We start from the raw sequence: 26,098 nt of genomic DNA on the forward strand, positions 1-26,098 counted from the left end.
ACAGCCGGATGTACGGGGCGTATGGTCCCTCTCCTGTTTCCCGGTATGCCCGGAGCTGTCGAACTGGTCATCCTCCTCATCATGATGGGGCTGTTCCTCGTCGTTCCCCTCGCACTCATCGTGGCCGCGTACCTGTTCGGCAAGCGCCGCGGCAAAGCCGAGATGGGCGACTCAGGCGATTCGTAACCAATCGCCAGACGGCGGCCAATCGGCGCGTTACGGCCCTCTCGACGCGAATCGACTCGTTTATCGGTCCCTCCCTATGAGGGCAATGTGTGTCCCCACCGAGTCCCCATTCGGAGTCGCTTCGTAGCCGAGCGTTCGAAATAACGGTCGATGACGGACGAGAGACCTTCAACGCGCTCAGTATCGAGCACGCCGACTGTGAGACGGAATGGATTATCTCCGACACGGTGTGTGCGCTCGAAAATATGCGGTAACAGGTAGCAAGCTGTTGTGCTGTGACATAACAGCCAGTCGCACTGCGTCGAAACGGTGACGCCGTTGTGTCTGTAGAGGCGTTTCCTCCTGTGTCACTCCGCTGAGAACCGCCGCCAGACTGGCATGAACACGCCGTAGAACGAGCCAAAGAACAGGACAACGGCCACGATAGCTAATTCGCGCCCCGCCACGCCGAATACATCGTACAGGGTCCGGAGAACGATGATGACCCCGAGTCCCCAGATAGCGAATGCGGCTCCCTCTTTCCAAGACAGCCCCCTCCTACGGAACATACGCTGTCTCCACAACAAACGGTATCAAACCCTGTGGTTCAAACACGGTAGCGGATTGCCTCGTGGACAGGGGGTACACACTGGTCACGTGGTCAGCCGGGCCGCTGCCTGACCAGCTAGTGTGGACATGCCTGGCCAGACAGAGATTCGCGATCCAGCTTACTCGGTCGGGACAGGGCCAGTCCCGATGACATCTCGGACCGCGTTCTCGAACTCCTGGCGGTCGGCGAAATACGGCACGTCGACATCTTCGAGTACCGTTGCGAGCTCCTGCGGGCCGTCCGGCGTCCGGATCGCCGTGTCGCCCTCGCGGTCGACGATGGTGCTGTGTTCGATGCCCCAGGTGAGCCGGGCCGAGACACGGGCCAGTGGCGCACCGGCAACGTCTGGTCCGTCGCCGAGTTCGACAGCCGGCTCCTCCGCGTCCTCGCTTTCGTCGTCGCTCATACCCGAACAGTGCCCGTGGGTCCGATTAGTGCTTTCGGAACGGCTCGCGTGTCCGTTGGGGGTGCGTACGCGCGTGCCCGCGTCATGCATCTGTCTGACGGGTAGTTTTATCGGATGTAGCAGTAGTGTACTGCATGACTAGTCTCACCGACGTGTACGAAGGGGAGGTAGGGCGCGTCGCGTCGCGCCGCCAGCAACTCGTCGGGACAGCCCTGTTTCTCGTTGGTGTTGCCGGACTCGTCGGGGCAATCGCACTCGCAACGACCGCCGTCGGCAACAGATACGGGCTGGACGCCTACGCAGCTAGACAAATCGCCGGCATCATCGCCGGTCTCGGGCTCCCGTCGGTTATCCTCGGCGTGTTCGCAGTGTTGCCGGCCAGTCGACGAATCCGGCTGACTGCTCTTGGCGGGACAGGCGTCGCTGCGGTCGGCGTCTGGCTGTTCCAGTCGCTGTATCCCTACAGCTGGACCAGCAGCGACCCGCTGCTGGCACTACTCACCGGCGTTGTCTACTTCGCTGGTATCGTGACGACGTTCTGGAGTCTGTTCGCGGCGCTTGCGACGTTCAAGACGCGAAACGACCCCGGTGGGACGGCACGGATGGAAGTGACCGAGGAAGGGACGATTCGCCTCGTCGAGGAAGCCCGAACGCTCCCGGGGCTTGGCGGCATCGGGTTTTTCGGGCAGGACCCGGACGGCACAGTCGAGACGCAGACGAACCGGCCGGGAGCGAGCGGCGAGGGCGCTGTCAGCGACGGCGGGACCGGACAGCACTCGGGTAACACGCACACGGCCAATAGCCGCCATCGCCAACCGACGGGCGACACGGAGTCGGACCGCAGCAGGCGGTCCACAGGACAGTCGGACGGCGGTACAGCGACGGAGCGACAGTCGGGCCGTCAGGCAAACGCTCGCTCGAACACCGCGTCGCGTCGAAGGGACCAGAGTGGCCCCTCTGAGAACGCGCTCGATCCGAGAATAGCTGAGGCCGGCCCGGAAGCCTCGCCGTCGACCGACGGCGGCACGGCGACGACAGGGCACGACACGATTACCGAGACGGCGGTCCATCAGGGCGAACCGGACACCTACTGCGGGAACTGCCGGCACTTCGAGTACGTGATGCAGGACGGCGACATCGAGCCGTACTGTTCGTTCCACGGTGAAGTCATGGATGACATGGAACCCTGCTCGGCGTGGGTCCGCAACGACTGAGACGGTCGCCGGTCCGATTTTGCTGTTCGCCTCAGAGTCTCCGACGACACGGAGAGACAGAGTGGTCCGGTCGAAACCGGGTATTTAACACGGCCGGCAAGCAAACGATGGTACTACAATGGAGTTTTGCGACGAATGCGGTTCGATGATGAAAACGGACGACGAGCGCTGGGTCTGCGGTAGCTGCGGCTACGAGAAGGCGCGAAACGCCGAGACCGAACAGGAAATGGCCGTCACCACGCAGGGCCAGGAGGAGTCGGAAGTCGTCGACACCTCCGAGGTCGATGCCGAAGACATGGGGCCGACGACGGGTGCCCGCTGTCCGGAGTGTGGCAACGAGCGAGCGTTCTACGAGATGAAGCAGATACGCGCGGCCGACGAGTCCGAGACACGCTTTTTCACCTGCACCGAGTGCGAACACAAGTGGCGAGAGGACGACCACTGAGGCAAGCCCGTGCCCACTGACCCCGCGTTCCCGGATGTGCCCGCCGCCCAGTTACGCGACGGCGGCTGGGAGCTCGTCGACGAGAGCGTCGAAACGGTCTTTCAGCTACCGACGGCTCGCGTCGAAGGGGCGACGAAGGTGTACGACGCTGCCGAGACGCGCGAGGCCGTTCGGGATGCAATCGGGCTCGACCACCAGTGGCGGTTCTTCTTCGCGACCGCGCTGTCGTTCACGCCGCCGCTTGCGCCGGGTATCGGCCCGGCGATGATTCTCCCGACGGTCCGTTCTGAGGCCCAGTCGGCCTTCGCCAACGAACTGGCTGACAGGGGGTTCAAATCGGTCGAGCGCGGACGAAGAGAGCGCGTCCGCGTCGACAGCGGCGACCGGGCGCGGCTCCGGACCTACAGTGCTGAACTCGACCTCGAACCGGTCGATGCGACACTGTCGATTACTGGCTGGGTCGGCGTCTGGCACGGCGACGGGTTTCGCATCGCCGCCGGCGCATACCCCGACCGATCGCTGGCGACACTGTTGAACGTGGAAAACCCGCCGGAACCACTCCGGCGGTCGCCATCGGACTACCGGGCCGAACTGCTTACCCTCATCCGCGCCGTGGCGTAACCGCCAGGAGCGCGCCGTCGAGGAACAGTTGGATCGGCCCGAGACCGAGTCGCTTCGCGAGCGAACTCGGTACGGCGTCCGTACCGAGGCGGGCGACGGGCGCGCCGCGAACGCGGATTTCGGCCGTCAGTCCGGCAGCAGCCAGCGCCGCGGCGGCGTCCGGTCCTCCGACCATCCGGTCCCGCCAGAGGGCAAACGCCGCTCCGAACGACGGCAGGTCGACGGCGACGAGGTCGTCGTATCCCCGGACGGTGAACGCGACTCCGTCCCGCTCGACGGTCAAGTCGGCGTCGACGAGGAGGTCCGGCTTTCGCTCGATCAGGTCGAACAGATCGCCGACCGCCTTCGTCGTCGTGGCCACTGTCAGTCGTTATCGCGTGTCGTGATGGTCAGCGTGCCGTCAACCCGCCAGCGAGCGTGCTCGGCATCTTCGCCGGCCTTGCTCGGGACATCGACTTCCATGTCGTCGAAGTCGTACGTTATTTCGGCATTACGACCAGTCAGGCGGTCGTAGAGCCCGATTGCGAGGTCTGGCCAGGTTGTCGTCTCCATCGGCGTCTCTGATTCGCTCATGCAGTATCCCATACGTACTCATACATGTTTAAAGTCGACCCCAACAACAGGGGTTCGGCAGAACTGACAGGTGCAGTCAAGGACGCCGCGCGAACGTCAGATAGCCGGTGTGGCCGACACCGCCGGTCGACGGTCGGGAGCCGCGGTCGTCGAAGTCCATCTCCCGCTGGATGGTGTCAAGCGTCTCGACGCCGTCGAGGCCGACCTCAGTGGCTGTTGCCACAACCTCGCGCGTGTTCTCCACGAACGGGGAGTACACCGCCAGCGACCCGCCCCGTTCCAGCAGCGTGGGCGTTCGCTCGACCACAGTCGGTGCGTCCTCGGTATCAAGCGTCAGCACGTCAAAGCCCGAGAGGTCATCGAGGTCATCGGTGATGTCGCCGGTCCGGACCTCAACGGTGTCCGCGACGCCAGCGATCTCCATGTTCTGGCGCGCGACCTCTGCGAACTCGGGGTCCTGCTCATAGGTAACCACGTCAGCGCCAATGCGGCCCATGTATGCGCTGAGGATGCCGGTCCCGGTCCCGGCATCGAGGACGCGATCTGCCGCTGCCACGCCGGTCTTGCCGACGACCAGCCCAACGTCGCGGGGCATCATCGGCGCGCCGGTGCGTTCGAGGTGGGTGAACAGGTCCGGGCCGCGCAGTCGGCGGACGGTGAAGCCAGTCCCCAGATGGGTCTCAACGACGTCGCCCGGTTCCACGTCCTCGGGCACCTCTAAAATACCGAGGTCGGATTCGAACCGCTCGCCGGGGTCCAGCAGGTACTCGCGGTCTTCGTGGACGAAGAGGTACGCCACGTTACTCCAGTTCGTCGACCGCGTCCGCGAGGTCGCCGTCGTTGGCCTCGAGGGCCTCTCGCGCGGTGTCTTCGTCGACGCCGGCTCGCATCGCAACGAGTTCGACGTCGTCCTCGTCGACGCCGGAGTCGCTGGCGGTTTCGTCGGCGTCGTCGGCCGCCGCCGACTCCTCACCGGAGCCGAGTTCCCGGCTTTCGGGCTCGCCGACGACCTGATACGTTTTCTGGCCCTGAGCTTCCATGAGCTGGACCTCCGCGTCGTCGAAGACGAGTTCCTCGTCCGGCGTGCGGATAATCACTTCCTGCGCATCGATGTCCTCCATGTCGATGCCCATCTGTTCCATCATCTGTTTCATCTTGCGCGGGTTCATCCCGCCGCCTCCGCCAAACATACGTAGGACTGGCGGGGCAGGGCAGAAAAGCGTAGCGACCCGGACCCGGACAGGTGTTCGTCGCGGGACAGGCCTGCTGACCGGACAAAACCGGCACGCGCCTACGGCTTCGTAACGGTTCTAAGGCTCGCCCGTGCACTCCCGCCGTGTCACTGCTGTCTATCTTCGCCACAGCGATCCTCCCGGTCGTCGCCGTCGCTGGGGCCGGCTTCGCGCTCGGCCGGCTGAAAGGCACTGACCCCGACGCGCTCAACACCATCACGGTGTACGTCCTCGCGCCGGCGCTGGTGGTCCACAGTCTGGCCACGTCCTCGCTGGCCGGCAACACGATCCTGAGCGTCGTCCTCGCCGTCGTGCTGTTTACCACCGCGATGCTCCTCCTCGCGGAGGGCGTCGGCCGCCTGACCGGCCACTCGGAACCGCTTCTGGGTGCGTTCGTCCTTGTCTCTATCTTCCCCAACACCGGGAACTACGGCATTCCCCTGGCAGATTTCGCCTTCGGTGCGACAGGGCGCAGTACGGCCGTTCTCGTGACCGCGTTGCAGGGCGTGTTGCTCTACACCGTCGGCATTTACATCGCTGCGCGGGGCAGCGGCGGCAGCCCGCTGGCGGATATGCGTCGCGTGTTCGGTGTGCCGCTCATCTACGCTGTTGTCGTTGCGCTTGCACTCCGATGGGTCGGCGCGGTGCCGCCGACGGAGTCGACGGCGATGCAGACGCTGGAACTGCTGGGCAACGCCTCGATTCCGGTGATGTTGCTCATCCTCGGGATTCAGCTATCGAACGTCGACGGCGACAGCGATTTCCGGTCGGTCAGTATCGCCAGCGCGATGAAGCTCCTGTTGGCTCCGGTGCTCGCGTTCGCCGCAGTACTTGCCGTCGGATTCCAGAATCAGACGGTCGCGCGGGTAGTCGTGCTGCTGTTGGCGACGCCGACCGGCGTGACGACCATCATCCTCGTCGGTGCGTTCAGTCACCAGAGTACGGACCGTTCGCCGGGTGAATTCGTCAGCGCGACGGTGTTCCTGACGACCGTCACCAGCGCGGTGACAGTCACGCTGCTGGTGTGGCTGCTGCAGTCCGGACTGGTGCTGTGACTACTCCTCCCAGTATATCCTGATCTCGTCAGCAGTGATGTCGACGAAGTGGTTCGAGCCGCTGCTGAGCGCAAACCGGCCGATAGTCCGTTCGATAGTCCGGCTGGGACCGCCAGCAACCGCGACGGTGATCGTGTATGCACCGGTCGTGCCGATCATCGGGTCGTACTCGACCGATTCGTCGGCGGCCAGCGTCGCTGTCTCGTCAAGTACAGTCGTTTCGTCTCTCGTGATAGTGAGCGTAACAGTCTGCTCACTGTCCGTGTCGTTGTCGACGACAAACAGGATCGGGTCGTCGGGGGCGGGCGTTACTGTCGGTGTCGGTGAGTCCTGTGACGTTCCAGTCGCCAGTGCTGTCGACTGTTCTGCTGGCGTCGCTGTGGCTGTCGATGGCGCCGGGCCGTTCGTCGTCGTGTCGTCACCGGGCGCAATACAGCCGGCGACTGGGGAGAGCGCGAGCGCGGCGAGGAGCGTGCGGCGGCGCATATCGCTCGTCACGACGGGAGCAGCAAATGCTTTCTGTCATACGAGGTGGTGTCGAGTAGAGCCAGAGGATGCCAACTCCAAGGTCGGCACGTACCGGGAGGCGCTACGGACTCCGTCTCAGTCCTCAGCGCCCTGTCGGACCTTCACGGCCATGCCCGTCTCGAAGTCGTCCATACCGCTGCCGGGCAGTTCCGCGCGGCCGACGGCGAGCAGATAGCCGTCCTCGTGGACGACGAGGGCTTCGTCGCCCGGGCGGAGTTCGCTGTCGGCGGACTGGACGAACTTCGCGAAGGCGTTGCGGCCCTCGCGGATGAACGGCTCGCTCTCGTCGCCGACGACCACGCGGTGTCGCGGGGCGTCGAACGCATCGAGAAGCCGGTTCCCGCCGGCAAGCCCGAGCCGAAAGCGCCCGTCGGCGCCGTACGTGGCGATGCGACCATCCGTGGCATGGACCTGTCGCGGACGGCCGGAGCTTGTGTGTGTTACGTCAAGGGCATCAGGGCCTGCGAACAGCGCCATTCCGCCGCCACCGCCGAACTGGTAGTCGGCCGCACGCCGGAGCCCGCGGAACTCATCGTCACTCATTGCCCGTGTTCGATGCCGGGTCATAAACCGCCTTTCGGTTCTGTCCGTCCCACTGTCCGGCGCAGTCCGAAATGAGATGTGTGTCCGACCGTGGCTGCCCGGACCACGGCCGGCCAAATCGTGTGGCGATGAGAATGCCACTCCCCCCGATCCGTTCCGAATCAACGGTCCAGCCCGATGGGTGACGGACCCGAACCGGAATGCCATTGGTTCGCTCCGTCAGTCGCCCCGGCCCGAGTACACGGGGCGCGTGCCTCTGTATCCAATCCGTGGTCGGAGGACCGACTACGATGCCTGGAACTGCAGTGGGTCTCCGTCTCGCGCCTGGCCCGTGACGAGCAGCCGCGAGGTGTCCCGACTATCCTCAGCGCGTGGCAACGTGCCGTCTCTGTGACCCAACTGGTCGAGGGCACTACGTGGGGATGTGTTTGCTGCTTCAGTTATGAAGGTGGGCCGAAAATACCATGCTCCCGGGCCAGCGCGGCGGCGGTCGCTCAAGAAAAAGATGTGCATTGCTGTCTTGTAACATACTTTTCTCCGTCGGTTTTGGGGAAATTTATACCGGATGACTTCTTAGAAACGGATGATATGGCTACCGACACGCGAAAAGTAATGCTGGGTGCTGCACTGCTGGTGATCAGCACTGTGCTCATCCTTGGTACAGGGGCGATCGACATCGGCATCCCGGCCGCCGCCGGAGCGCTTGCTGCACTGGGACTGGCCGCCGGTGCCCTCCTCGTTGGAACGTCAGAAGACGGTCGCCCGGTCTAACCGCCGAAAAAGCCTTTTTCAATCGATAACAACCCAAACACCGCAGCTGTGTGTCCGTCGAGCCGCAGGAAGCGGCGGGAGGGCCTGTCGCTCGTGAGTGAACCAGCAGAGGACACAGCGGCCGCCCACACGCTGGTTTATAACAGGAACCTGTCTGAATCGGCGCTCATGTCGATAAACCCATCAACGGCCGCTTTGAGGTCTTCGGAGGACGACTCCTCGAAGCCCATTGCTTCGACGCGACAGCCTTCGTGGCGGAGATACCGACAGACACGGGCGAAGTCACCGTCACCGGTACAGAGCACTACCGTATCGACGTGGTTCGCCAACGAGACCGCGTCGAGGCTCATTCCGACATCCCAGTCTGCCTTCTTCGACCCGTCCTGAAATGTTTTGATGTCTTTGATGCGCGTCTCGAAGCCAATGTCGACGAGCGCTTCGAAAAAGGTCTCTTCTTCGGGCGAGTCTGCCCGGATGACGTAGGCGATAGCACGAGTCAGTTCGCGGCCGTCAACGGCCTCTTCCAGTAGTGCCTCGTAGTCGATGTTCCGCGAGTAAAGACTCCGGGCAGTGTGGTAGAGGTTTTGCGCGTCGGCCAGTACGGCCACGCGCTGTCCTGGCTGGGAAACTGTCATATCAGGTATTGGCTATCGGCTCGAATATGCTTTCGGGATACAAACGTGAAACAGCGGCGCAATTATGCCCCAACTAACCAGTTGTTGTAGATCAGGCACTTATATTCGTGGCCCGGATGTATCAATACAGGGACTTGATATTCGGTAGTGCAGCCGAACGGTTTATTTGGTCAACCGTCTGTCAGTACGTATGGTGACAATTCAACGGCTGGTATTTCGTGAGCCAGATGGGCGGCAGAAGGGCTTCCTCTTCTTACTCTTCTCGTTCATCTGCATCCTTGGGTGGGTGTATTTCGGGCTTGTACTCGATGGCCCTCACAACATGCTCTTTTTAGGCATCGCGTTCGGACTCTCTGGCTTCGCTGAGTTCCTGCCTCCGGACCGACGACGTGCAGCAGGAGTGCTGCGAATCCTCGGCCTCGGTACCCTCGTCCTCTTCGTGATTCTCCTCGTCTCTGTTCCAGAACTAATCTGGGGCTGAGCGCGAGTAATCGGGTTTCAGTAATGTGTATCCCGAATGACTGGTTGTTGCAGGCAGCAGTCAGATGACTAAGCTGTAGTCGCTCCGTCAAGCCTCGATAGCACTTCAGTTACCCCGTGAACGGCGGCAGCGAGAACACAAAAGCTAAGTCGGTCACACGCAGTTACTCGACCATGCGACAACGCCTTCAGTCCGGAACCGCCTCGTGGCTCCCCGGTGAGGGCGTCGTCCGCGCAAAGCGCAAGCCAACGTTTTAGTGACTCGTGGCGGACGTGGCGACTCCGTCTCGGGTCGGGTCGTTTGACAACCAACAGCCGGCCGTCTCTGCCGGCCATCGCACCGTTTCCGACCGGACAACCGAACCCACAGCGACACTGGACACACAGCAATGACAGCTATCGACTTCCGCGGCGTGTTCCCGGCGATGTGCACGCCGTTTCACCAGGACGGCAGTATTGACTTCGAAACACTCAGACAGGACGCTCAGCGGCTCGAATCCGCTGGCGTCGACGGCCTCGTTCCCGTCGGCTCGACCGGCGAGTCGGCGACGCTCTCACACGACGAACACATCGAGGTCGTCGAGGCGGTCATCGACGCTGTCGACGACGTGCCGGTTATCGCCGGCTCAGGGTCGAACAACACCAAGGAAGCACTGGAGCTCTCCCGGCGCTCCGCCGACGCCGGCGCTGACGCCCTGTTGCTCATCTCGCCGTACTACAACAAGCCCGAACAGCAGGGGTTCATCGACCACTACACGACGCTGGCTGACGCCGTCGACCTGCCACAGATAGTGTACAACGTCCCTTCACGGACGGGCCAGAACATCGAACCCGAAACGGCGGTCGAGCTCGCTTCGCACCCGAACATCCGGGCGTACAAGGCCGCGAGCGGCGACATGAACCAGATCTCAGAGATCATCGAGCGCACCCGGGACGAGGACTTCGCAGTGCTGTCCGGCGACGACGGGATGACGCTGCCGATGCTGTCGGTCGGCGGGACCGGCTGTATCTCCGTCTCGGCCAACATCGAACCGGAGCGCACCTGTGCCATGGTCGGTGCGGCACTGTCCGGCGACTTCGAGCGCGCCCGCCAGATTCACCACGAACTCGGCCCGCTGTTCCGCGCGATGTTCGTCGAAACCAACCCCATCCCGGTCAAGGAGGCCATGCGAATCCGCGGGTACGGCCCGGCGTACCTCCGCTCGCCGCTGACCCGACTCTCGGACGAACACCTCGACCACCTGCGCGACGTGCTGGCGACGCTGGAAACCGAGGACCTCGAAGACGAGTACGCGGAGGCCGAGCGATGACGCGGGTGGCGGTCAACGGCGTCACCGGCCAGATGGGCGGGGCCGTCATCGAGGCCGCCACCGACAGCGAGGTCGTGGTCGGCTTCGCGACGAGCGACGTGGACGCAGTCGACGGCGTCCCGGTCGTCCACCCGGCCGAGGCTGTCGAGGCGCTGCAGGAGTACGACGTGGACGTTGTCGTCGACTTCGCCGTCCCCGAGGGCGCGCTGACCGTCGCCGAGGCCTGCGTCGAGGCGGGCGTCCCGATGGTCGTCGGGACCACCGGTTTCGACGAGGACGGGCTGACTCGCCTGCAAGACGCAAGCGAGGAGATCCCGCTGCTGAAGGCCACGAATTTCTCGCAGGGGATTCAGGTCCTCCAGCGCCTCGTCAGCGAGGCAGTCGGCACGCTCGATGACTACGACCTCGAACTCATGGAGACCCACCACAACCGTAAAGTCGACGCGCCGTCGGGAACTGCCAGCAGCATCCTCGACGTGATTCAGGACGAGCGCGACGTGGAGCCGGTGTACGGTCGGGAAGGCCACGCCCCGCGTGAAGACGACGAGATCGGTGTGTTCGCCCGCCGGGCTGGCGACATTCGCGGAGAGCACGAACTCGTGCTGGCCGGCAACGACGAAGTCCTCTCACTCTCGCATCGGGCCGAGGACCGCGGTGTGTTCGCCGCCGGCGCACTCGATGCGGCAACGTGGCTCGTCGGCCGTGACGCGGGCTGGTACGAGTTTGGCGATGTTGTAGACGCGTAACACGGTCGGCGCTGCGGCGTACATATCCAATTATATGGACTAGTACACTGCGATAAATATTAGAAGTAGCCTTATACGTTGGTCTGTGCGACAGCCTCGTATGGCTACGAACCAATCCGTTCGACTCCCCGCGTCTGACTGTCCACGATGTGCAACCTCGTTCGAAGTAACGGCCCCGCGAATCAGTATGTGCCCAGAGTGTGGCTACATTCCCGGCCACGGGGCCGACTGAAGCGGTAGTAGCTGCCGCCGGGGCACTGGTATCTGACCGCGAACCGGTTCGGTTGCACTGTTCGCGGTCGACCGCATCGAAACAGAACTGCGAACAGGACGATTACGTGTCGACGGACGGCGATACGAGGGTTACAGCTGTTCGAACGTCCACTTCTGGTTGTCGCCTCCGACGTAGCTGTACTGCTGAACGTTCGCGCCGTCAGTCGTTGCGCCTGCCTCGACATCCAGCGCCTTTCCGCTGTGGCGTGCCAGGAGTCGGTAGGTGCCGTCGGCGTTCTCCCTGATGGCCCACTGCTGATTCTCGCCGCCGCTGTACTCGTACTGATGGACGTTCGCGCCATCGCCGGTCGCAGCCGCCTCGACGTCCAGCGCCTTCCCGCTGTGGACGGCTTCCAGTTTGTAGTAGCCGGTGCCGAGGTCAGTGACGACCCACTGCTGGTTCTCGCCGCCGCTGTACTCGTACTGGTGGACGTTCGTGCCGTCACTGGTCGAAGCGAACTCGACATCCAGCGCTTTCCCGCTGTTCTCGTTCCGGAGGACGTACGCTTCACCGGAGACGATGTCGTTCGTGTCACTGCCGTCGGACGGGACGATTCGCATCGCGGTCCCGCCGCTTGCGCCCATCGAGAGGGTCACGCTGTCACCTGCGGTCACGTCGTAGTCGCTGATGACGACCGCTGTCGGGTTGTTGTCAACGCCAGCCTCGGCAGCGTCGGCGTACTCGGTGACGGTCCAGCCGTCAGTCTGACTCGACAGGAAATCGAGTGAGACGGTCACGTCGCGGGCGGTTCCGTCGGTCATCGCGCCGAGATACCACTCGCTACCGCTTCGCTTGGCCGTGACAGCGTAGTCCCCGATCTGGCCGTCGACAGCGACCGTCTCGTCCCAGCTCACGGGGACGGCCTCGATGTAGTCGAACTCCGGTTCGGTGTCGTAGTTCTCGGCGGCGGCGACGCTGTCGGTGAAGTCGGTGTAGGCGGCCGGGAACGGTGCGCCGGCACCCTGCTCGGTGACGCCGACGGTGTTGAGGTTGAAGCCGCCGACGTCGTTCGGCCCGAGTGTGATAGCGAGCCTGTTCGTGCCCGCGTCGAGTTGGACCGAAACAGTGTGGATGTCCCACGTATCCCAGTACGTGGTGAACGACGGCGCAAGCGTCTGCTCCGTACCGTTGACGACGAGAGTTGCTTCGGGACTCCCGTTGTTCTGGACCGCTGTCGAATTGTCTTCCTGGTCGGCGGCATAGCGCAAGTGGAGGTCGTACGTCCCGCTACTGGGGACATCCGTCACAGTGAAACGCACCGCCGCGCCCTCTGGCTCGCGGTTCGGGTCGACCGGAACGTAGTGCGCGCCGAAGGCGTTGCGCCAGCGGTCGGCAGTAATCATGCCGTTCAGTGTGCCTGACTGGGCCTGGATGAACTCACCGACGCCGAACGACTCGTCGATATAGGCCTCCATACGGTCGGCAGCCATCTGGATACCGCCCAGATAGTTCGGGTACATCGCGAGCTGTTTGGCGCGCGTAGTCTGGATCTGGTCGCCTTCGCTGTCGTTGAACGTGATGTCGAAGATGCCGGGCTGGTAGCTCGTCGGCCCGGCAAGCATCCGGGTGAACGGAAGAAGGACGTGGTGGTCGCGGCCGACGTTCGCGCCCAGCGAGTCGAAGCCGTCGTACTCCTGGGCCTTGACCACTTCGCGGGCCGCGACGTTCGGGTACGTCCGGATTTCTCCCGTTGGCTTGAGACCCTCGTGAATCTCCAGCATCTGCCGGTTCGCGGCGGCCTGCTGGATGACGAATCGATGGTGGTTGACCGAAATCTGACAGTGTTGGTTGTGCGAGGGGGTCGAGCCGTCGCCGTCAAAGCCCAGTCCGGGGTCCGAGACGTAGCCGTTCTTGATAGACCGAATACCGGCGTTCTCGTAGCCGGAAAAGATGTTGTCGGTGTTGATTTCGTCCTCGTAGGTGACGATGTTTCCGGCCGTCTCGTTGTGCATCGTCATCTTGACGGGGTTCGAGCGGCTTGCACCGTAGTCGGTGACCGCCTGAACGTCGAAATCCGGATAGGATTCGTCGACGGCCATCTCTAACCCAGTGCCGTCCCCGGGGTAGGTGTCCCAGCCCTGATTCCATCCTTCGGCGAGCACACTGTCGATACTGTGCTCGGCGGCGAATTTCATGTACCGCTTCATCCGCTCGGTCCGCGCTCCGTGGACGTACTCGGCGGGGTTGTTGCCGTTGCTCTCGATCTCGCTGTCGCTCTTGTACTCCCAGTTCGCGCTGCCCGCGATCATCGTCCACCAGATACCGGTGTACTTCCGGCCGCTTTCCAGCCAACTGGTGTCGGCGGAACCATCGGAATTCGTCGGGAACGCACTCTCATCCAGCGGGTCAGCGAGCAGTGGCACCAGCTGTGATTCGACGAGATCACCGGGCGAGGTCCCGATCTGGACAGTCCGCCAGGGCGTGACGTGCGGTGCCGACGCCGCCACCTTGTTTCCGTCCGGGAGCGGCGCCAGGTCGACGGCCATCTCCCTACTCCCGCTGTCGGACTGGGCAGCGAGTGCCATCGACGCGTAGTCGTCGAGGTTCGACTCGTGAACGCTGAGATACGTGCCGTCGCCGGCCGCCATCGTCAGCGGGGTGTGTGCACCGGCGCGAACGACGTTGTCGTTGGGACGAATCGTCTTATTCCCGGCCGGAATGTCGCTGAGCGAGCTCTCGGTGTACTCCTGTTCGAAGCGGGGATTGACGTACTCGTTCTCAATCCACCACGCGGTGTAATCGCCGCTGAAGTTGAACTCCGTCGTCTCGCTGCTGATGGTGAAATCGCCGAAGTCGTCGTCGAACGCGACGCGGAAGCCGAGGCCGTCGTTGAACACGCGCACTTCGATGTTCGCTGACCGGCCGGGACTCACCGTTTCTTCGAGGCCGACCCGGAGATAGCTGTACTCCTCGGAGACTGTCGCGAAATCACCCCATTCCGGCTCCCACGTCTCTGTGGTGGTTCCGCTCTCGCTTCCCGTGACAGTGATGTCCGGTCCGGACCCGCTGACGGCTGTGCCAAAGGCCGCCTGATCCGCGAACTCGAACCCGATCGGCGACGGAGCGATGTAGGTCGTCCCGCCGAACGCAACCTCGTACTGCGGGACGCCCGAGGAGACATCGACAGTGACTGCAATGGTGCCATCCGGAGATGTCACCTGCTGGGTATCGGAGCTGTCACCGGCAGTTACCTGTGCTGCCACCGCATCGGGGACCTCCTTGGAGTACGCTGCGGCTGCCACCAGCCCTGAGAGGCCGCTGAGGAAGTCACGCCGATTCACCGAACGATCGTGCCAATCGTCGTCAGTCATCCGTGTTGTAAATTTACAATAATCTTAATAAACTTTTCTTTATATCAGCTGACAGTCGTGTGGTCCGGCGATTACATCATCGCACAAACTATTTTCCGCTCTCCGTAGTGACTACGCAAAAGCGGTCGCCCCAATTCGAAACCCCGACAAGTAATACCATCCGAGAAATAGTGACTCTCATGAGCCTCAAAGCCGATATCGACGACCTCTGGCAACGGAAACAGGACGGCCTGTCAGCGACCGACGCGACGGACGACCACCTCGCCGTACTCGACGAGTTCCTCGCGGCGCTGGAAGCCGGCGAGGTCCGCGCCGCGGAGAAGGCAGGCGGCGAGTGGGACGCAAACGCCTGGGTCAAACAGGGAATTCTGCTGAACTTCGGCCTCCGCGAGACGGTGGCCCGCGAGTACGGCGGCGTCGACTACCACGACGTACTGCCGCTGCGCCAGACGAGCGACCTCGGCGAGCGCGGGACCCGCAACACGCCGGACGGCACGACCATCCGCCGGGGCGCGTACCTCGGCGAGGACTGCATCATGATGTCGCCCTCCTTCGTCAACATCGGGGCCTACGTCGGCGACGGCACGCTCGTCGACTCCTGTGACACCGTCGGCTCCTGCGCGCAGATCGGCGAGAACGTCAAGCTCGGGGCGAACACGCTCATCGGCGGCGTCCTCGAACCGGTCGAGAACGCGCCGGTCATCGTCGAGGACGAGGTCTCGCTGGGCGCTGGCTGTCGCGTCACCAGCGGCTTTGTCGTCGGCGAGGGCTCGATTGTCGGCGAGAACACGCTCCTGACCCCGCGGATTCCCGTCTACGACCTCGTCGAAGACGAAGTGCTGTACGGCGAACTCCCGCCGGAGCGCCGCGCCTTCCAGCGCTTCGTCGACTCCTCCGTCGGCGAGAACGACCTCATCCCCGGCGGGGCGTACAAGCCCGCCGTCGTGGCGACTGATGTGGAAGAGGAGACGCTGGAAGCGACGGAGCGGGAAGACGCGCTTCGGGAGTAGCGAGGGTCTGAGCGCAGCGAAGACCCTCGATAGCGAGCGGGGAGCGGAGTGACCCGCGAGCAGTGACAGGCGCGACCGTGGTGAGCGGGCCTCGACGGAACGGCAAACGTCGTGAGCCGTGGAGTAGCGAGGGTCTGAGCGCAGCGAAGACCCTCGATAGCGAGCGGGGAACGGAGTGACCCGCGAGTAGCGAGAGGCGCGACCGTAGTGAGCGGGCCTCGACGGAACGGCGAACGTCGTGAGCGGAGCGCGAAACCGAGCCCCGCCGACAGCCCTTGAACCTGATTCGTACGGGAAACTGACCCCAGCAGACCTGTAAGGCCACGGGCTGTACTATCGCCTGTTATTTGGTACCACTCAACACACTATTGCACATGAGTCAGCAACACACCGATACTCGCCTCGGGAACCTGATACGGTTCAGGTGGGTCGCCGGGGCCGCGAGCGGGCTGGTCGCCGGTATCGGCATGGGCGTCGTCTTCCACGCGGGGGCGAACCTCATGCCGTTCGTCGGAGCGCTGTAGGGTGGCCGACAGTCGTCGGCGGGTGGGTCGTCCACCTGGTGAACAGCGCCGTCGCCGGGCTGGTGTTTGCGGTCATCGTCTCCCGGCCAGTGTTTCACAGCCAGATCGAGTCTGTCGGGGAGAGCGTCGCGGCTGGCGTGGGCTTCGCGGCCGCGATCGGACTGCTCTCGACGGGCTTCTTGCTCCCGGTCTCGATGAGCGCGCTGGAGGTACAATCGTTCCCGGAGCCGCTGGTCCCGCTGCCGGGCATGCTCGGGAGCTTCCTCGTCGTGGCGTCGGTGGGCGTCGCCCACCTCGTGTACGGCCTGCTCCTCGGCTGGACCTACGCCGCGGCTAGGGGCCGCAAAGCTCCCGACAGCGTGACGAGCGAGGCATGATGGGCGTCGCCAGTCGCTCTCACGCCGCTGGCATGTCGGCGCTCTCGTCGAGTGTTGTCTGCCGGCCGCCTAGAGCCTTCTTCCGACTCCGGTAGGACTCTCGGAGTGTGAGCGCCAGTACACCGAGGCCGAGCAGGAACGCAACCAGTTCAAGCAGGCTGCCAAGGACTGGAATCACGCCGTGGAGAGCGAAGCCGACGAGGCCGACGACAAGCGCGAGCGTAGCGACCCGGAGGTCGTCGCTGGGGAGTCTGGAAGGCATGCGATTTGATTGTGTTAGTAATATTATAAATGTGTGCTGATGATATCAGGCAGCGAGAACGCCACCCGAACAGTGTGAATCGAGCCGCACGCGTCCAGACCGAGCGGTCTGTCCGCGACGCGGCGTTGTCATCGCTGATGGAGAGGAGACACCGAAAACAATGGAGCCAGAAAACGCACTCAGGGAGAAGTGAGTGCGCAGAGTACCGGCCTCAAAACGTGGACATCGGCCTCTGAGGCTGGACTGAAGCGAGTATTTCTGTGTCGCTATCTAAGGTAGTGATAGATCGGCAGCAGTTTCTGACGATGCTCTCCAGCGGTCTCACAGACGACATGTCGACCGTATTTTAGGACTGTATTGGGAAGGGTGTAACCTAAAATAGTTTCTATCTGCCCGATATTTTGATTTTTGTAATCTCTACTGGCTACATTACCCTGAAACCTTAAGTGTTGGTGGCATGAAAGATTTGTCGTAGATATGTCTAGTGACAGCAAGCAACAGAGCGTCACCGAGCGGAAGTCAGCGATAAAGAAGCGTCACACACAGGCGGCAAACGAGGTGCTGCCGGATCGGCGGGAACTGTACATCGGTGGGGAATGGGTCCAGAGCAGCGCCGGGGAGACATTCGAAACCATAGACCCGACAACCGGTGAAACGCTTGCGGAAGTACAAGCCGGCACTGCGGAGGACATTGACAGTGCGGTTGCGGCCGCATGGGACGCATACGACGAGACGTATAGCGAGATGTCGACAGGCGCACGCCAGGCAATGCTGGACAGTATCGCAGATGCCATTGCGGAGCGCAGCGAGGAGTTCGCGAAGCTCGAAAGTTTAGATAACGGGAAACCGATTAGCGAGGCTCGGATCGATATTGACCTCGTTATCGACCACTTCCGGTATTTCGCAGGTCTCGCTCGGTCGGGCGAGGGACGGACCATCGAAACTGACGACAGCCGGCACGTCCAGACACTCCGGGAGCCGTATGGGGTTGTTGGACAGATAATCCCGTGGAACTTCCCGCTGCTGATGGCGGCCTGGAAGCTCGCCCCGGCGCTGTCGGCTGGTAACACCGTCGTACTGAAGCCTGCCGAGGAGACGCCGCTGAGTATTCTCAAACTGATGGAAATTACGGAAGATGTGATTCCTGACGGCGTCGTTAACGTCGTCACCGGGTTCGGTCCGGAGGCGGGGGAGCCGCTCTCGAAACATCCTGACATCCGGAAACTAGCGTTCACTGGATCGACAGAAATTGGGAGTGAAGTGATGCAAAGCGCCGCCGAAACCATAACCGACGTGACGCTGGAGCTGGGCGGAAAGAGTCCGCTCATTGTGTTCCCCGATGCGGACCTGGAACAGGCTGTCCAGACGACGATTACGGCAATCTTCTTTAATACTGGTGAGTGCTGCTGTGCCGGGTCACGGTTGTTCGTCCATGAAGACATCAAAGACGAGTTCCTGAATGAGCTTGCGGCTGCAGCCGAGGACCTAACTGTCGATGACCCACTGCTGGAGGCGACAGACCTCGGCCCGAAAGTGACCGCGGAGCAGGTCGAGCGGACGCTGGGCTACATAGAGGAGGCAGAACAGGAAGGAGCCGCTTTCGTCACCGGAGGGAGTCAGCCGGATGACGAAGCCCTTTCCGATGGATGCTTCGTCGCGCCGACACTCATTGACGAGATTGACCACGACAGCAAACCGGTTCAGGAAGAAATCTTCGGCCCGGTCCAGGAAGTGTTCAGCTGGAGCGAGTACGATGAGATGATGGAACTGGCCAACGATGTCGACTACGGTCTCGCAGCAGGAGTCCTCACAGAAGACCTCTCGAAGGCCCACCAGTGTGCAAAAGACATCGAAGCGGGGAACATCTGGGTTAACACCTACAACGACTTCCCGGCAGGCCAGCCGTTCGGCGGATACAAGCAGTCGGGAATCGGTCGAGAGATCGGCGAGGAAACAATCGAACATTACACGCAGACGAAGACGGTGAATATTTCACTCGATTGATGTGAGCGTCCCGTTCCAGCAAGTCTCTCCCGGACAGATTGAAGCCGCCAACGTGTCCATCGCCCCCGACGGGACGGAATACGCCGTCCCGTCAGGGATGCACGAGCGGCTGTTCCGGGCAGTGGTGCCCGACGCGGCTGCGGGGACACGAGACCCCAAAACCGAACTGGCGCTGGCCGGATGGGTGTCACTGCACACCGATGGGCTGACCAGACGCGTGTACATCGATGCCCCGGATGACTTCACCGAAACGGCCATCCTAAAGCGGTTCGCCCGGTCACACGACGCCGAGTCGATTGTCATGGCACGCCACCCAAGCGGCAACGTGACCCGCTGGCAGTCGCCAAGCACTGTGTCCGTTACCGAACAGTGAACTCACCAGTGAGCAGCCTGTCTCTCAGGGTCGGTCCACCCTAGTACAATCAGGGATGCTGGCTCGCGGCTGGCAACAACGTTATTTTCACTCCGGCTGCCGACCTGTGGCTATGGATGAGCGAATCGACCCGGACGAACTGCTCGCTGCTGTCGGCTTTGATACAGACGAGAGCGTGCTAACGCGCCGGCAAGCGGAGGTCCTTGCGCTCCGGGAAAACGATGTCCGTCAGAGCGATATCGGGGAGTTACTCGGCACGTCACGCGCGAATATTTCGAGCATAGAGCGGAATGCGAGAGAGAACGTCGAGAAGGCACGCCAGACAGTCGCCTTTGCGAACACCCTGACTGCACCAGTTCGTGTCGACATTGCAGTCGGGACCGACATCTACGATGTTCCGCAAACGGTGTACGCCGCCTGTGATGAGGCCGGTGTCGAAGTCAATTACGGCTCCTCGAATCTGTTGCAACTCGTCGATGACGCCGTCGATGGTGCGATTCAGCAGGACACGGTGCAGGTGCCACTCCGAATTGATGTGACAAACGACGGTGTCGTACACGTTCGAGAACGGGCGGCAGAACGAACGGAGTGACCGGGAACAGTACCGCTGGCTCGAATCGGCAGGCAGGGCTCACATATCGAAGCGGAACCCTTGTTAGCCGCCGACACCGTTGTTTCCCCAATGAGCCACGACTCGCCGCCGGTCCGCCGCCTCGCGGACTGGGATCACGAGCGTCTGGAGGCGGTGGCTGCCGAACACGGCACGCCGCTGTACGTCGTCGACCTCGACCGCGTCGCCGAGAACTACGAGCGGTTCACCGCGGCGTTCCCCGACGCCCACGTCATGTACGCCGCGAAGGCCCACACCGGGCAGGCCGTCCTCTCGAAACTGCTTGAGACAGGCGCTGACATCGAGTGTGCCGCCTGGGGAGAGCTCCAGCGGGCTATCAATGCCGGGGCAGACCCGAACACGCTCCAGTACACGGCCGTCAATCCGCCGGATCGCGACCTCGACCGTGCCGTCGAGCTGGCCGCCGAGAACCCCGGGCTGACGATTACAGGAGGTGCGCGGGACACCTTCGACCGCCTCGAAGAGCGCGGCTACGATGGCCGGGTCGCCATCCGCATCAACCCCGGCATCGGCACGGGCCACCACGAGAAGGTCGCCACCGGCAAGGACGCCAAGTTCGGCATCCCCTACGACGAGGTGCCCGAGGTCGCCGCAGACGTGCGCGAGCGGTTCGACCTCGTCGGTCTGCATGCCCACGCCGGTAGCGGCGTCCTCCACGATGACCTGGACGACCACTGTCGGGCCATCGGGAAGGTCGCCGACATGGGCCGGGAGGTCATCGCCGACGGCGCGGAGCTGGACTTTGTCGACTTCGGCGGCGGCTTCGGTGTGCCGTACCGCGAGACGACCGAGCCACTGGACATGGACGTGGTCGGCGAGAAGGTCCGCGAGGCCGTCGGCGACCTCGACGCGCAGGTCAAGCTCGAACCCGGCCGCTACGTCGTCGCCGACGCCGAACTGATTCTGAGCGAGGTCAACACGATCAAAGAAACGCCCGCGGCGACGGTCGTCGGCGTCGACGCCTCGCTGGCGACGCTCATCCGGCCGGCGATGTTCGGCTCCTACCACCCGATTCGGAACGTCACCGCGCCGGACCGGGAGGCCGAGCCGGTGTCGGTCGGCGGCCCCTGCTGTACGAGCGCCGACGTGTTCTGCACTGACCGCCCCGTCGCTCGACCCGAGCGAACTGACCTGCTGGCAATCGGCAACGCCGGCGCATACGGGTACGAACTGGCGAACCAGTTCCACTCCCAGCCCCGTCCCGCGGAAATTGCCTTCGAGGGCGGCGAGACGCGAGTTGTCAGGGAGCGCGAGACGCTGACGGACGTGACCCGCATGGAACAGTAATGTCGTTCGACATCCCCTCATTCCACCGGCGGGCCGTCGAAACGCCGTCACACGAGCGCGTCGACGAGATGCGCTCACTGCTGGTCGACACGCTGGAGGACGCCGGCGAGTACCCGGAGGTAGACGGCCTCGGCAACGTCGTCGTCTCACGAGGCGATCCCGACGGGACCCACATCCTCCTCAACACGCACATCGACACCGTGCCGCCACATCTGCCCTACGAGCGGCGGACGGAGCCGCCGGGACTGGACGAGACCGTCGATGGCACCGGCGGCGACGGAGACGGCGACATCGTCTGTGGTCGCGGGGCCTGTGACGCGAAAGGGCCACTCGTGGCGCTCCTTGATGCCTTCCTCACTGTGACGCCCGACGACGGCCGGGTGACACTGGCGATTTCCACCGACGAGGAGACCACACAGACCGGCGGCGCACACCTCGCGGACACCATCGACGCCGACGGCTACATCGTCGGCGAGCCAACCGGCTTCGACGTGTGTACGGCCGCCCGCGGGCAGTTCGAGGGGACAGTCACCATCCACGGCGAGAGCGCCCACGCCGCCGACCCCGGCAGCGGCCACAACGCGATTCGGGCCGCTGCGCCGATACTGCAGGCGATGGAGAGCTACGAGGACAAGAAAGGCCCGGGGGAACACGAAACGCTTGGCTACCCCATTCTCACGCCGTCGATGGTGGAGGGCGGCGAGGCGACCAATCAGGTCCCGGCAGAGTGTACCATCACCTTCGACCGGCGGAGCGTCCCGCCGGAAACGAGCGAGTCCTTCTGTGCCGACCTGCAGGCCCACCTCGAACAGTGGCTCCCGGAGTCGATGGGCGTCACCGTGGACCTCATCCGCCCGGACACGCCGTTCCCCGAGGCGTTCGCCACCGACGCCGACGCGGAGCTGGTCCGGACGCTACAGGAAGCCAGCGGCGGCGCAGTCCGGCAGTTCGGGGCCGCGACAGAGGCCTCGTATTTTGCAAGCAACGGGCCGACTGTGGTGTTCGGCCCCGGTGACCTGAGCGACGAAACAGGAGCGGTCGCTCACTCGAAACGCGAGTACGTCCGCCTCTCAGAAGTGCGAACCGCCGCGCGAGCCGTACGGGAGACGGTTGAACGGCTGATCTGAGTGGCGGCCTCGCCGACGGACTGGCCTACGCCGACCGTCGCTGGACGAGATCTGAGAGCGCCGTCGTCGCGTCTTCGTCCGTTATGCTGTCGAACTCCTCGTAGTAGTCCGCGGTGGCCTGAAACGCCGCCGGTTTTAGCGGGACGACAACGTCGTCCGCCCACCGTTGCACCTCCTCAAGCACGTCCGGCGGCGCGACGGGGGCGGCGGCGAGAACCTCGTTTGCGCCTGCCTTCCGGAGACGCTGTATCGCGACGCGCATCGCCGCACCCGTCGGAATCCCATCATCGACCAGCAGAACCCGTTTGCCGGCCACGTCAAGCGGCCCCCACGTCTCGCCGTAGTCGACCGCTCGCGACTCGACAGTGTCACTCGCGTGAATCTTCGCCTCTTGAATGTACTCCCAGTTCACGTCCAGAAACCGCATCATCGGGCTGTTGATCCACGAGAAACCGCCGGGGGCGACGGCCCCAATAGTCAGCTCTGGGTGGTTTGGGGCCTGTATGCGCTGTATTACAATGACATCCATCGGGAGCCCAGTCGCGTCAGCGACCACGGTTCCGACGGGGACACCGTCCGGTGCAAGCGTGACGACGATATCGGCGACGGCATCCCGCCGGCGCAGCGCGGTCACGAGCTGTTGCGCCGCATCCGAGCGGTCTGTGAACATACCACATTATATGGAATCGTGCATCCTAACCATTCCGGTCAGTAGTCACCGTGGCTGGCGGACGAGCAGTCAGGTGGCGTTCTCGCGCTCAGTCCTGCGGTGCCGGCTGGTCTGACTCCGGCCCGAGGTCCAGCGTCTCCTCGACCTGTGTGTACGTCAGGACGAGTCCGACAAACGCGAGCGCGGCCCCGGCGGTGAAGGGCGTGCTGAACGAGCCGGCGTTGTACAGCAGGCCCGACGCCAGCGGCCCGATAGCGACGCCGAGGCCGAACGCCATCGTCAGGACCGACAGCGTCGTTCCGGACCCGCGTGCGCCGGCCAGATCACCGGCAAGAGCAAGCGACGGGGCGAACACGAGCGCGACGGCGATGCCCTGAACGAACCGCGCCAGGAGCATGCTCCACGGCCCTGTCACGACACCCTGTGCAAACACCGACGGAACAAGGATGACGAACCCGGCGACGATGAACGGTCGCCGGCCGAATCGGTCGCTCGCTCGACCGATGGGTACCTGAAAGACGACGTTCGCGATAACGACGGCGGCGAACTGAACGCTGAAAAACAGCGTCGACTCGTCCAGTCGCATCCGAATCGGGCCTTCGAGGGTGGCAAACAGCGCGATGGTGGACGCCATCATGAACGTGCCGACGCCGAGGACGAACACCGAATCCAGCCCCTCACCCTCCCGGTCGAAGACGGCTATCGAGAGGTCCTTGCCCGCGTCGGCCTCGAACGGCGGGTCCTGAATCAGCGCCCAGACGAGGGCAAAGCTCACAACAGCGCCCAGTACGGCGATGGCGAAGGCGGCGGTGAAGCCAGATATCGCAGTGCCGGCGACCCAGTAGGTCACCACATCGGTCGCCGCGAGTCCGCCGGTGATGACGACACCGGCGATAATCGGTCCGAAGCCAAAGCCGATGAGCCGGAAGGTGTTGAACACGCCGAAGTTCCCGCCACGCTCGGCGTCACTCGCCGCGTAGTCGTTGACCAGTGCGACCGTCGCCGGAATCGTAAAGGCCGCACCGAGACCCTGAAACGCCCGGGCAGCGAGGACCGTCCAGTACGAGGAGAGGAACGGATAGGCCGCGCTGCCGATAGCGAACAGCACCAGCCCGGTGAGGACGAACACCCGGCGCTTGCCGGTCCGGTCCGAGAGCCGCCCGGTGACGGGCTGGCCGAAACTGTTCAGCAGGCCGAACAGGGACAACACCAGCCCGATAAGCGTCTCCGTCTGGAGTGTGAACCCGAGTATCTGTTGGCCGGCGATACCGGCCAGCGACACCTGCCCGCTGGCGATGTACAGGGGGAGGACGATGATGAGAAACGAGTTGCCGAGCGCGTCCGCCATCCGGGCGAACGCCAGCGTCAGAACTCGCGTGTCAGTGCCGAGAACCATCTATCACTGATGAAGGCGGCCACACTCGTGATAGTTGCGTTCGCCGCGGTGGCGCGTAGCAACCTGAAAACAGCGGTGAAGTAGCGATTCTCAGCTGTCGTCGGCCTGCTGTTCGGCAATACCAGTGTAGTCGGTCGGCGTCAGCGCCTCCAGTTCTGCCCGCACGTCGTCGCTCACGTCGAGGTCCGCGAACATGTCGTGGAAGTCCTCGATGGTGACCTCGCGGCCCCGCGTCGCCTTCTTGACCTGCTCGTAGGCGTCGGCGTACCCCTCGCGCCGGAGGATGGTCTGGACGGCCTCGCCGATGATTTCCGGCGTGTCCGCGAGGTCGTCGGCCATCACCTGCTCGTTGGGGACGACCTTCGCCAGCCCGTTCTGGCACTTGCCGTAGCCGATGAGGCAGTGCGCGAAGGCGGCCCCGATGTTGCGCTTGACCGTCGAGTCTGAGAGGTCCCGCTGGAGCCGGGAGTTCGTCACGTAGTCCCCGAGGAAGACGAGGTCGGAGTTGGCCTTCGAGAGGTTCCCCTCGCTGTTCTCGAAGTCGATGGGATTGACCTTGTGGGGCATCGTCGAGGACCCGGTCTCGCCCTCGACGGCCTCCTGGCCGAGGTAGCGGTCCGAGACGTACAGCCACACGTCCAGGTCGAGGTCGAGCAGGACGTTGTTCGCGCCACGAAGCGCGTCGAACAGGACCGCGAGGTCGTCACAGGGGTTGACCTGTGTCGTCAGCGGTTCGTGTTCGAGGCCGAGGTCGTTGACGAAGGACTCGGCGAACGCCGGCCAGTCCACGTCGGGGTAAGCGGCGATGTGGGCCGCGTAGGTCCCCGACGCGCCGGCCAGTTTGCCCGACAGGCTCTCGGCGGCGCGCTCCACCCGCGTGATGGCCCGGCCCAGCCGGGAGGCGTAGACGGCCATCTCCTTGCCGAAGGTCGTCGGCGTCGCGGGCTGGCCGTGGGTGCGGGCGAGCATCGGCACGTCGGCGTAGGTGTGGGCCATCTCGACCAGCGCGTCCCGTATCTCGCGGAGTTCGGGCACCAGCACCGTCTCGGCGGCGGGCTTGACGAGCAGCCGCTGAGCGAGGTTGTTCACGTCCTCGCTGGTCAGCCCGAAGTGAATCCAGTTGGCGGCGTCGAGGCCCTCGGGCATACCCAGTCGGATGAAGTACTCGATGGCCTTTACGTCGTGGTTGGTCGCCGCGTACTCGCCGTAGCCCTCGGTTTCGAGCTGTTTGACGACGCTCGCGTCCTCGTCGTCGAACTCCTCGTACAGCGCCCGGAGCGTCGCGCGCTGGTCGTCGTCGATGGACAGCGGCGTGGCGTCGAGGTCCGCGAGCGCGATGAGATACTCGACTTCGACTTCCACGCGGGCGCGCATCAGCGCCCGCTCGCTGGCGTACGGGACGAGCGGTTCGGTGTAGCGGGCGTATCGGCCGTCGAGCGGCGAGACGGCGGCCAGTGGCCCTCTCTCGGTCATACCCGAGTGTGCGCGGGAGGCGCGAAAAAGCGTGTCGTTCTCCCG

The 26,098-nt window shown here is 63.6% G+C and carries 32 protein-coding genes; 18 read left to right on the forward strand and 14 right to left on the reverse strand.

Going from position 1 to position 26,098, the window contains the following annotated elements:
* Positions 1–21: 21 nt before the first annotated feature.
* Together AMS69_RS20665 and AMS69_RS20670 are read left to right on the forward strand one after the other, a co-directional pair.
* A complete protein-coding gene (locus AMS69_RS20665) occupies positions 22–186 on the forward strand; it encodes a hypothetical protein (protein ID WP_004516661.1) in 165 nt (54 codons plus the stop codon).
* An 89-nt stretch (positions 187–275) separates the two neighbouring features.
* Positions 276–440, forward strand: a complete 165-nt coding sequence (locus tag AMS69_RS20670) for a hypothetical protein (RefSeq protein WP_004516662.1) — start codon at positions 276–278, stop codon at positions 438–440.
* Between the two features lie 93 nt (positions 441–533).
* Here the strand turns inward: AMS69_RS20670 and AMS69_RS13120 are convergent, their stop codons facing one another.
* Positions 534–734, reverse strand: coding sequence for a hypothetical protein (locus AMS69_RS13120; protein ID WP_053968525.1), 201 nt, complete (start codon positions 732–734; stop codon positions 534–536).
* A 159-nt stretch (positions 735–893) separates the two neighbouring features.
* The gene (locus AMS69_RS13125) at positions 894–1,181 is read right to left on the reverse strand and encodes a DUF5789 family protein (RefSeq protein ID WP_053968526.1); all 288 of its coding nucleotides are present in this window, start codon (positions 1,179–1,181) and stop codon (positions 894–896) included.
* Positions 1,182–1,315: 134 nt separating this feature from the next.
* Between AMS69_RS13125 and AMS69_RS13130 the strand changes: the two genes are divergently transcribed.
* The 3 genes from AMS69_RS13130 to AMS69_RS13140 all read left to right on the forward strand — a co-directional run bounded on the left by AMS69_RS13130 (position 1,316) and on the right by AMS69_RS13140 (position 3,461).
* A complete protein-coding gene (locus AMS69_RS13130) occupies positions 1,316–2,395 on the forward strand; it encodes a DUF7139 domain-containing protein (protein ID WP_053968527.1) in 1,080 nt (359 codons plus the stop codon).
* Positions 2,396–2,513: 118 nt separating this feature from the next.
* Positions 2,514–2,840 carry a transcription factor S gene (locus AMS69_RS13135; protein ID WP_005535365.1) on the forward strand — a complete coding sequence of 109 codons (327 nt, stop codon included), beginning with the start codon at positions 2,514–2,516 and terminating at the stop codon, positions 2,838–2,840.
* Positions 2,841–2,849: 9 nt separating this feature from the next.
* Positions 2,850–3,461, forward strand: coding sequence for a hypothetical protein (locus AMS69_RS13140; protein ID WP_053968528.1), 612 nt, complete (start codon positions 2,850–2,852; stop codon positions 3,459–3,461).
* Here AMS69_RS13140 and AMS69_RS13145 read toward each other — a convergent pair.
* From AMS69_RS13145 to AMS69_RS13160, 4 genes are all read right to left on the reverse strand, one after another.
* Complete coding sequence (locus AMS69_RS13145) at positions 3,442–3,822, reverse strand: hypothetical protein (RefSeq protein ID WP_053968529.1); 381 nt, start codon at positions 3,820–3,822, stop codon at positions 3,442–3,444. The two genes, AMS69_RS13140 and AMS69_RS13145, sit on opposite strands and share 20 nt — an antisense overlap.
* Positions 3,823–3,824: 2 nt before the next feature.
* Entirely contained in the window at positions 3,825–4,034 is a 210-nt protein-coding gene (locus tag AMS69_RS13150; RefSeq protein ID WP_004962941.1) for a hypothetical protein, read from the reverse strand.
* A 76-nt stretch (positions 4,035–4,110) separates the two neighbouring features.
* Positions 4,111–4,833 (reverse strand): methyltransferase domain-containing protein, encoded by a 723-nt coding sequence (locus AMS69_RS13155; RefSeq protein ID WP_053968530.1) that lies wholly within the window; start codon positions 4,831–4,833, stop codon positions 4,111–4,113.
* A 1-nt stretch (position 4,834) separates the two neighbouring features.
* On the reverse strand, positions 4,835–5,224 hold the full coding sequence (locus tag AMS69_RS13160) for a nascent polypeptide-associated complex protein (protein WP_053968531.1): 390 nt from the start codon (positions 5,222–5,224) through the stop codon (positions 4,835–4,837).
* Between the two features lie 146 nt (positions 5,225–5,370).
* Between AMS69_RS13160 and AMS69_RS13165 the strand changes: the two genes are divergently transcribed.
* Complete coding sequence (locus AMS69_RS13165; protein ID WP_053968532.1) at positions 5,371–6,321, forward strand: AEC family transporter; 951 nt, start codon at positions 5,371–5,373, stop codon at positions 6,319–6,321.
* On the opposite strand, the gene AMS69_RS13170 is transcribed toward AMS69_RS13165, so the two are convergent.
* Together AMS69_RS13170 and AMS69_RS13175 are read right to left on the reverse strand one after the other, a co-directional pair.
* On the reverse strand, positions 6,322–6,807 hold the full coding sequence (locus AMS69_RS13170; RefSeq protein ID WP_053968533.1) for a hypothetical protein: 486 nt from the start codon (positions 6,805–6,807) through the stop codon (positions 6,322–6,324).
* 117 nt (positions 6,808–6,924) lie between these two features.
* Positions 6,925–7,392, reverse strand: a complete 468-nt coding sequence (locus AMS69_RS13175; RefSeq protein WP_053968534.1) for a PUA domain-containing protein — start codon at positions 7,390–7,392, stop codon at positions 6,925–6,927.
* Between the two features lie 588 nt (positions 7,393–7,980).
* On the opposite strand from AMS69_RS13175, the gene AMS69_RS13180 reads away from it, so the two are divergent.
* On the forward strand, positions 7,981–8,163 hold the full coding sequence (locus tag AMS69_RS13180; RefSeq protein ID WP_053968535.1) for a hypothetical protein: 183 nt from the start codon (positions 7,981–7,983) through the stop codon (positions 8,161–8,163).
* Between the two features lie 137 nt (positions 8,164–8,300).
* Here AMS69_RS13180 and AMS69_RS13185 read toward each other — a convergent pair whose 3' ends face one another.
* Complete coding sequence (locus AMS69_RS13185) at positions 8,301–8,798, reverse strand: LabA-like NYN domain-containing protein (RefSeq protein WP_053968536.1); 498 nt, start codon at positions 8,796–8,798, stop codon at positions 8,301–8,303.
* Positions 8,799–8,988: 190 nt separating this feature from the next.
* On the opposite strand from AMS69_RS13185, the gene AMS69_RS13190 reads away from it, so the two are divergent.
* The 3 genes from AMS69_RS13190 to dapB all read left to right on the forward strand — a co-directional run bounded on the left by AMS69_RS13190 (position 8,989) and on the right by dapB (position 11,334).
* The gene (locus tag AMS69_RS13190) at positions 8,989–9,279 is read left to right on the forward strand and encodes a hypothetical protein (protein WP_238378415.1); all 291 of its coding nucleotides are present in this window, start codon (positions 8,989–8,991) and stop codon (positions 9,277–9,279) included.
* 388 nt (positions 9,280–9,667) lie between these two features.
* On the forward strand, positions 9,668–10,588 hold the full coding sequence (gene dapA, locus AMS69_RS13195) for a 4-hydroxy-tetrahydrodipicolinate synthase (RefSeq protein ID WP_053968537.1): 921 nt from the start codon (positions 9,668–9,670) through the stop codon (positions 10,586–10,588).
* Positions 10,585–11,334: a 4-hydroxy-tetrahydrodipicolinate reductase gene (dapB, locus tag AMS69_RS13200; protein ID WP_053968538.1), complete on the forward strand. Its 750-nt coding sequence runs from the start codon at positions 10,585–10,587 to the stop codon at positions 11,332–11,334. Before dapA ends, dapB begins: the two co-directional genes overlap by 4 nt.
* 363 nt (positions 11,335–11,697) lie before the next feature.
* Here the strand turns inward: dapB and AMS69_RS13205 are convergent, their stop codons facing one another.
* The gene (locus AMS69_RS13205) at positions 11,698–14,919 is read right to left on the reverse strand and encodes a glycoside hydrolase family 97 catalytic domain-containing protein (protein WP_053968539.1); all 3,222 of its coding nucleotides are present in this window, start codon (positions 14,917–14,919) and stop codon (positions 11,698–11,700) included.
* A gap of 179 nt (positions 14,920–15,098) precedes the next feature.
* On the opposite strand from AMS69_RS13205, the gene AMS69_RS13210 reads away from it, so the two are divergent.
* The 3 genes from AMS69_RS13210 (at position 15,099) to AMS69_RS20890 (ending at position 16,830) form a co-directional block, all read left to right on the forward strand.
* Positions 15,099–15,929 (forward strand): 2,3,4,5-tetrahydropyridine-2,6-dicarboxylate N-succinyltransferase, encoded by an 831-nt coding sequence (locus tag AMS69_RS13210; RefSeq protein ID WP_053968540.1) that lies wholly within the window; start codon positions 15,099–15,101, stop codon positions 15,927–15,929.
* Between the two features lie 374 nt (positions 15,930–16,303).
* On the forward strand, positions 16,304–16,453 hold the full coding sequence (locus AMS69_RS20885) for a hypothetical protein (protein ID WP_238378424.1): 150 nt from the start codon (positions 16,304–16,306) through the stop codon (positions 16,451–16,453).
* A 38-nt stretch (positions 16,454–16,491) separates the two neighbouring features.
* Positions 16,492–16,830 (forward strand): hypothetical protein, encoded by a 339-nt coding sequence (locus AMS69_RS20890; protein ID WP_238378426.1) that lies wholly within the window; start codon positions 16,492–16,494, stop codon positions 16,828–16,830.
* Positions 16,831–16,849: 19 nt separating this feature from the next.
* Here the strand turns inward: AMS69_RS20890 and AMS69_RS13220 are convergent, their stop codons facing one another.
* Positions 16,850–17,092 carry a hypothetical protein gene (locus AMS69_RS13220; RefSeq protein WP_053968541.1) on the reverse strand — a complete coding sequence of 81 codons (243 nt, stop codon included), beginning with the start codon at positions 17,090–17,092 and terminating at the stop codon, positions 16,850–16,852.
* Between the two features lie 477 nt (positions 17,093–17,569).
* Between AMS69_RS13220 and AMS69_RS13225 the strand changes: the two genes are divergently transcribed.
* The 5 genes from AMS69_RS13225 (at position 17,570) to AMS69_RS13245 (ending at position 22,514) form a co-directional block, all read left to right on the forward strand.
* On the forward strand, positions 17,570–19,096 hold the full coding sequence (locus AMS69_RS13225; RefSeq protein ID WP_053968542.1) for an aldehyde dehydrogenase family protein: 1,527 nt from the start codon (positions 17,570–17,572) through the stop codon (positions 19,094–19,096).
* A 1-nt stretch (position 19,097) separates the two neighbouring features.
* Positions 19,098–19,469, forward strand: a complete 372-nt coding sequence (locus tag AMS69_RS13230) for a hypothetical protein (protein WP_053968543.1) — start codon at positions 19,098–19,100, stop codon at positions 19,467–19,469.
* 55 nt (positions 19,470–19,524) lie between these two features.
* Complete coding sequence (locus AMS69_RS13235; protein ID WP_077067801.1) at positions 19,525–20,061, forward strand: Tfx family DNA-binding protein; 537 nt, start codon at positions 19,525–19,527, stop codon at positions 20,059–20,061.
* Between the two features lie 90 nt (positions 20,062–20,151).
* A complete protein-coding gene (gene lysA, locus AMS69_RS13240) occupies positions 20,152–21,387 on the forward strand; it encodes a diaminopimelate decarboxylase (protein WP_053968545.1) in 1,236 nt (411 codons plus the stop codon).
* Positions 21,387–22,514 (forward strand): M20 family metallopeptidase, encoded by a 1,128-nt coding sequence (locus tag AMS69_RS13245; protein ID WP_053968546.1) that lies wholly within the window; start codon positions 21,387–21,389, stop codon positions 22,512–22,514. Before lysA ends, AMS69_RS13245 begins: the two co-directional genes overlap by 1 nt.
* A gap of 25 nt (positions 22,515–22,539) precedes the next feature.
* On the opposite strand, the gene AMS69_RS13250 is transcribed toward AMS69_RS13245, so the two are convergent.
* The 3 genes from AMS69_RS13250 to purB form a co-directional block, all read right to left on the reverse strand.
* Entirely contained in the window at positions 22,540–23,184 is a 645-nt protein-coding gene (locus AMS69_RS13250) for a phosphoribosyltransferase (protein WP_053968547.1), read from the reverse strand.
* Positions 23,185–23,272: 88 nt separating this feature from the next.
* Positions 23,273–24,580, reverse strand: coding sequence for an MFS transporter (locus AMS69_RS13255; protein ID WP_053968548.1), 1,308 nt, complete (start codon positions 24,578–24,580; stop codon positions 23,273–23,275).
* A 90-nt stretch (positions 24,581–24,670) separates the two neighbouring features.
* Entirely contained in the window at positions 24,671–26,053 is a 1,383-nt protein-coding gene (purB, locus tag AMS69_RS13260) for an adenylosuccinate lyase (RefSeq protein WP_053968549.1), read from the reverse strand.
* Positions 26,054–26,098 lie beyond the last annotated feature (45 nt).

The sequence above is a fragment of the Haloarcula rubripromontorii genome (assembly GCF_001280425.1).
GTDB classification, from domain to species: domain Archaea; phylum Halobacteriota; class Halobacteria; order Halobacteriales; family Haloarculaceae; genus Haloarcula; species Haloarcula rubripromontorii.

Bases quoted from the DNA above. Each gene is read 5' to 3' on its own strand.
- AMS69_RS13125 (WP_053968526.1), bottom strand. From the start codon at position 1,181: ATGAGCGACGACGAAAGCGAGGACGCGGAGGAGCCGGCTGTCGAACTC.
- AMS69_RS13255 (WP_053968548.1), bottom strand. From the start codon at position 24,580: ATGGTTCTCGGCACTGACACGCGAGTTCTGACGCTGGCGTTCGCCCGG.
- AMS69_RS13190 (WP_238378415.1), top strand. From the start codon at position 8,989: ATGGTGACAATTCAACGGCTGGTATTTCGTGAGCCAGATGGGCGGCAG.
- AMS69_RS13135 (WP_005535365.1), top strand. From the start codon at position 2,514: ATGGAGTTTTGCGACGAATGCGGTTCGATGATGAAAACGGACGACGAG.
- AMS69_RS13235 (WP_077067801.1), top strand. From the start codon at position 19,525: ATGCTGGCTCGCGGCTGGCAACAACGTTATTTTCACTCCGGCTGCCGA.
- purB (WP_053968549.1), bottom strand. From the start codon at position 26,053: ATGACCGAGAGAGGGCCACTGGCCGCCGTCTCGCCGCTCGACGGCCGA.
- dapB (WP_053968538.1), top strand. From the start codon at position 10,585: ATGACGCGGGTGGCGGTCAACGGCGTCACCGGCCAGATGGGCGGGGCC.
- AMS69_RS13225 (WP_053968542.1), top strand. From the start codon at position 17,570: ATGTCTAGTGACAGCAAGCAACAGAGCGTCACCGAGCGGAAGTCAGCG.
- lysA (WP_053968545.1), top strand. From the start codon at position 20,152: ATGAGCCACGACTCGCCGCCGGTCCGCCGCCTCGCGGACTGGGATCAC.
- AMS69_RS13150 (WP_004962941.1), bottom strand. From the start codon at position 4,034: ATGAGCGAATCAGAGACGCCGATGGAGACGACAACCTGGCCAGACCTC.
- AMS69_RS13120 (WP_053968525.1), bottom strand. From the start codon at position 734: ATGTTCCGTAGGAGGGGGCTGTCTTGGAAAGAGGGAGCCGCATTCGCT.
- AMS69_RS13180 (WP_053968535.1), top strand. From the start codon at position 7,981: ATGGCTACCGACACGCGAAAAGTAATGCTGGGTGCTGCACTGCTGGTG.
- AMS69_RS13175 (WP_053968534.1), bottom strand. From the start codon at position 7,392: ATGAGTGACGATGAGTTCCGCGGGCTCCGGCGTGCGGCCGACTACCAG.
- AMS69_RS20665 (WP_004516661.1), top strand. From the start codon at position 22: ATGGTCCCTCTCCTGTTTCCCGGTATGCCCGGAGCTGTCGAACTGGTC.
- dapA (WP_053968537.1), top strand. From the start codon at position 9,668: ATGACAGCTATCGACTTCCGCGGCGTGTTCCCGGCGATGTGCACGCCG.
- AMS69_RS13185 (WP_053968536.1), bottom strand. From the start codon at position 8,798: ATGACAGTTTCCCAGCCAGGACAGCGCGTGGCCGTACTGGCCGACGCG.
- AMS69_RS13210 (WP_053968540.1), top strand. From the start codon at position 15,099: ATGAGCCTCAAAGCCGATATCGACGACCTCTGGCAACGGAAACAGGAC.
- AMS69_RS13245 (WP_053968546.1), top strand. From the start codon at position 21,387: ATGTCGTTCGACATCCCCTCATTCCACCGGCGGGCCGTCGAAACGCCG.
- AMS69_RS13160 (WP_053968531.1), bottom strand. From the start codon at position 5,224: ATGTTTGGCGGAGGCGGCGGGATGAACCCGCGCAAGATGAAACAGATG.
- AMS69_RS13250 (WP_053968547.1), bottom strand. From the start codon at position 23,184: ATGTTCACAGACCGCTCGGATGCGGCGCAACAGCTCGTGACCGCGCTG.
- AMS69_RS13130 (WP_053968527.1), top strand. From the start codon at position 1,316: ATGACTAGTCTCACCGACGTGTACGAAGGGGAGGTAGGGCGCGTCGCG.
- AMS69_RS13205 (WP_053968539.1), bottom strand. From the start codon at position 14,919: ATGACTGACGACGATTGGCACGATCGTTCGGTGAATCGGCGTGACTTC.
- AMS69_RS13220 (WP_053968541.1), bottom strand. From the start codon at position 17,092: ATGCCTTCCAGACTCCCCAGCGACGACCTCCGGGTCGCTACGCTCGCG.
- AMS69_RS20885 (WP_238378424.1), top strand. From the start codon at position 16,304: ATGAGTCAGCAACACACCGATACTCGCCTCGGGAACCTGATACGGTTC.
- AMS69_RS13170 (WP_053968533.1), bottom strand. From the start codon at position 6,807: ATGCGCCGCCGCACGCTCCTCGCCGCGCTCGCGCTCTCCCCAGTCGCC.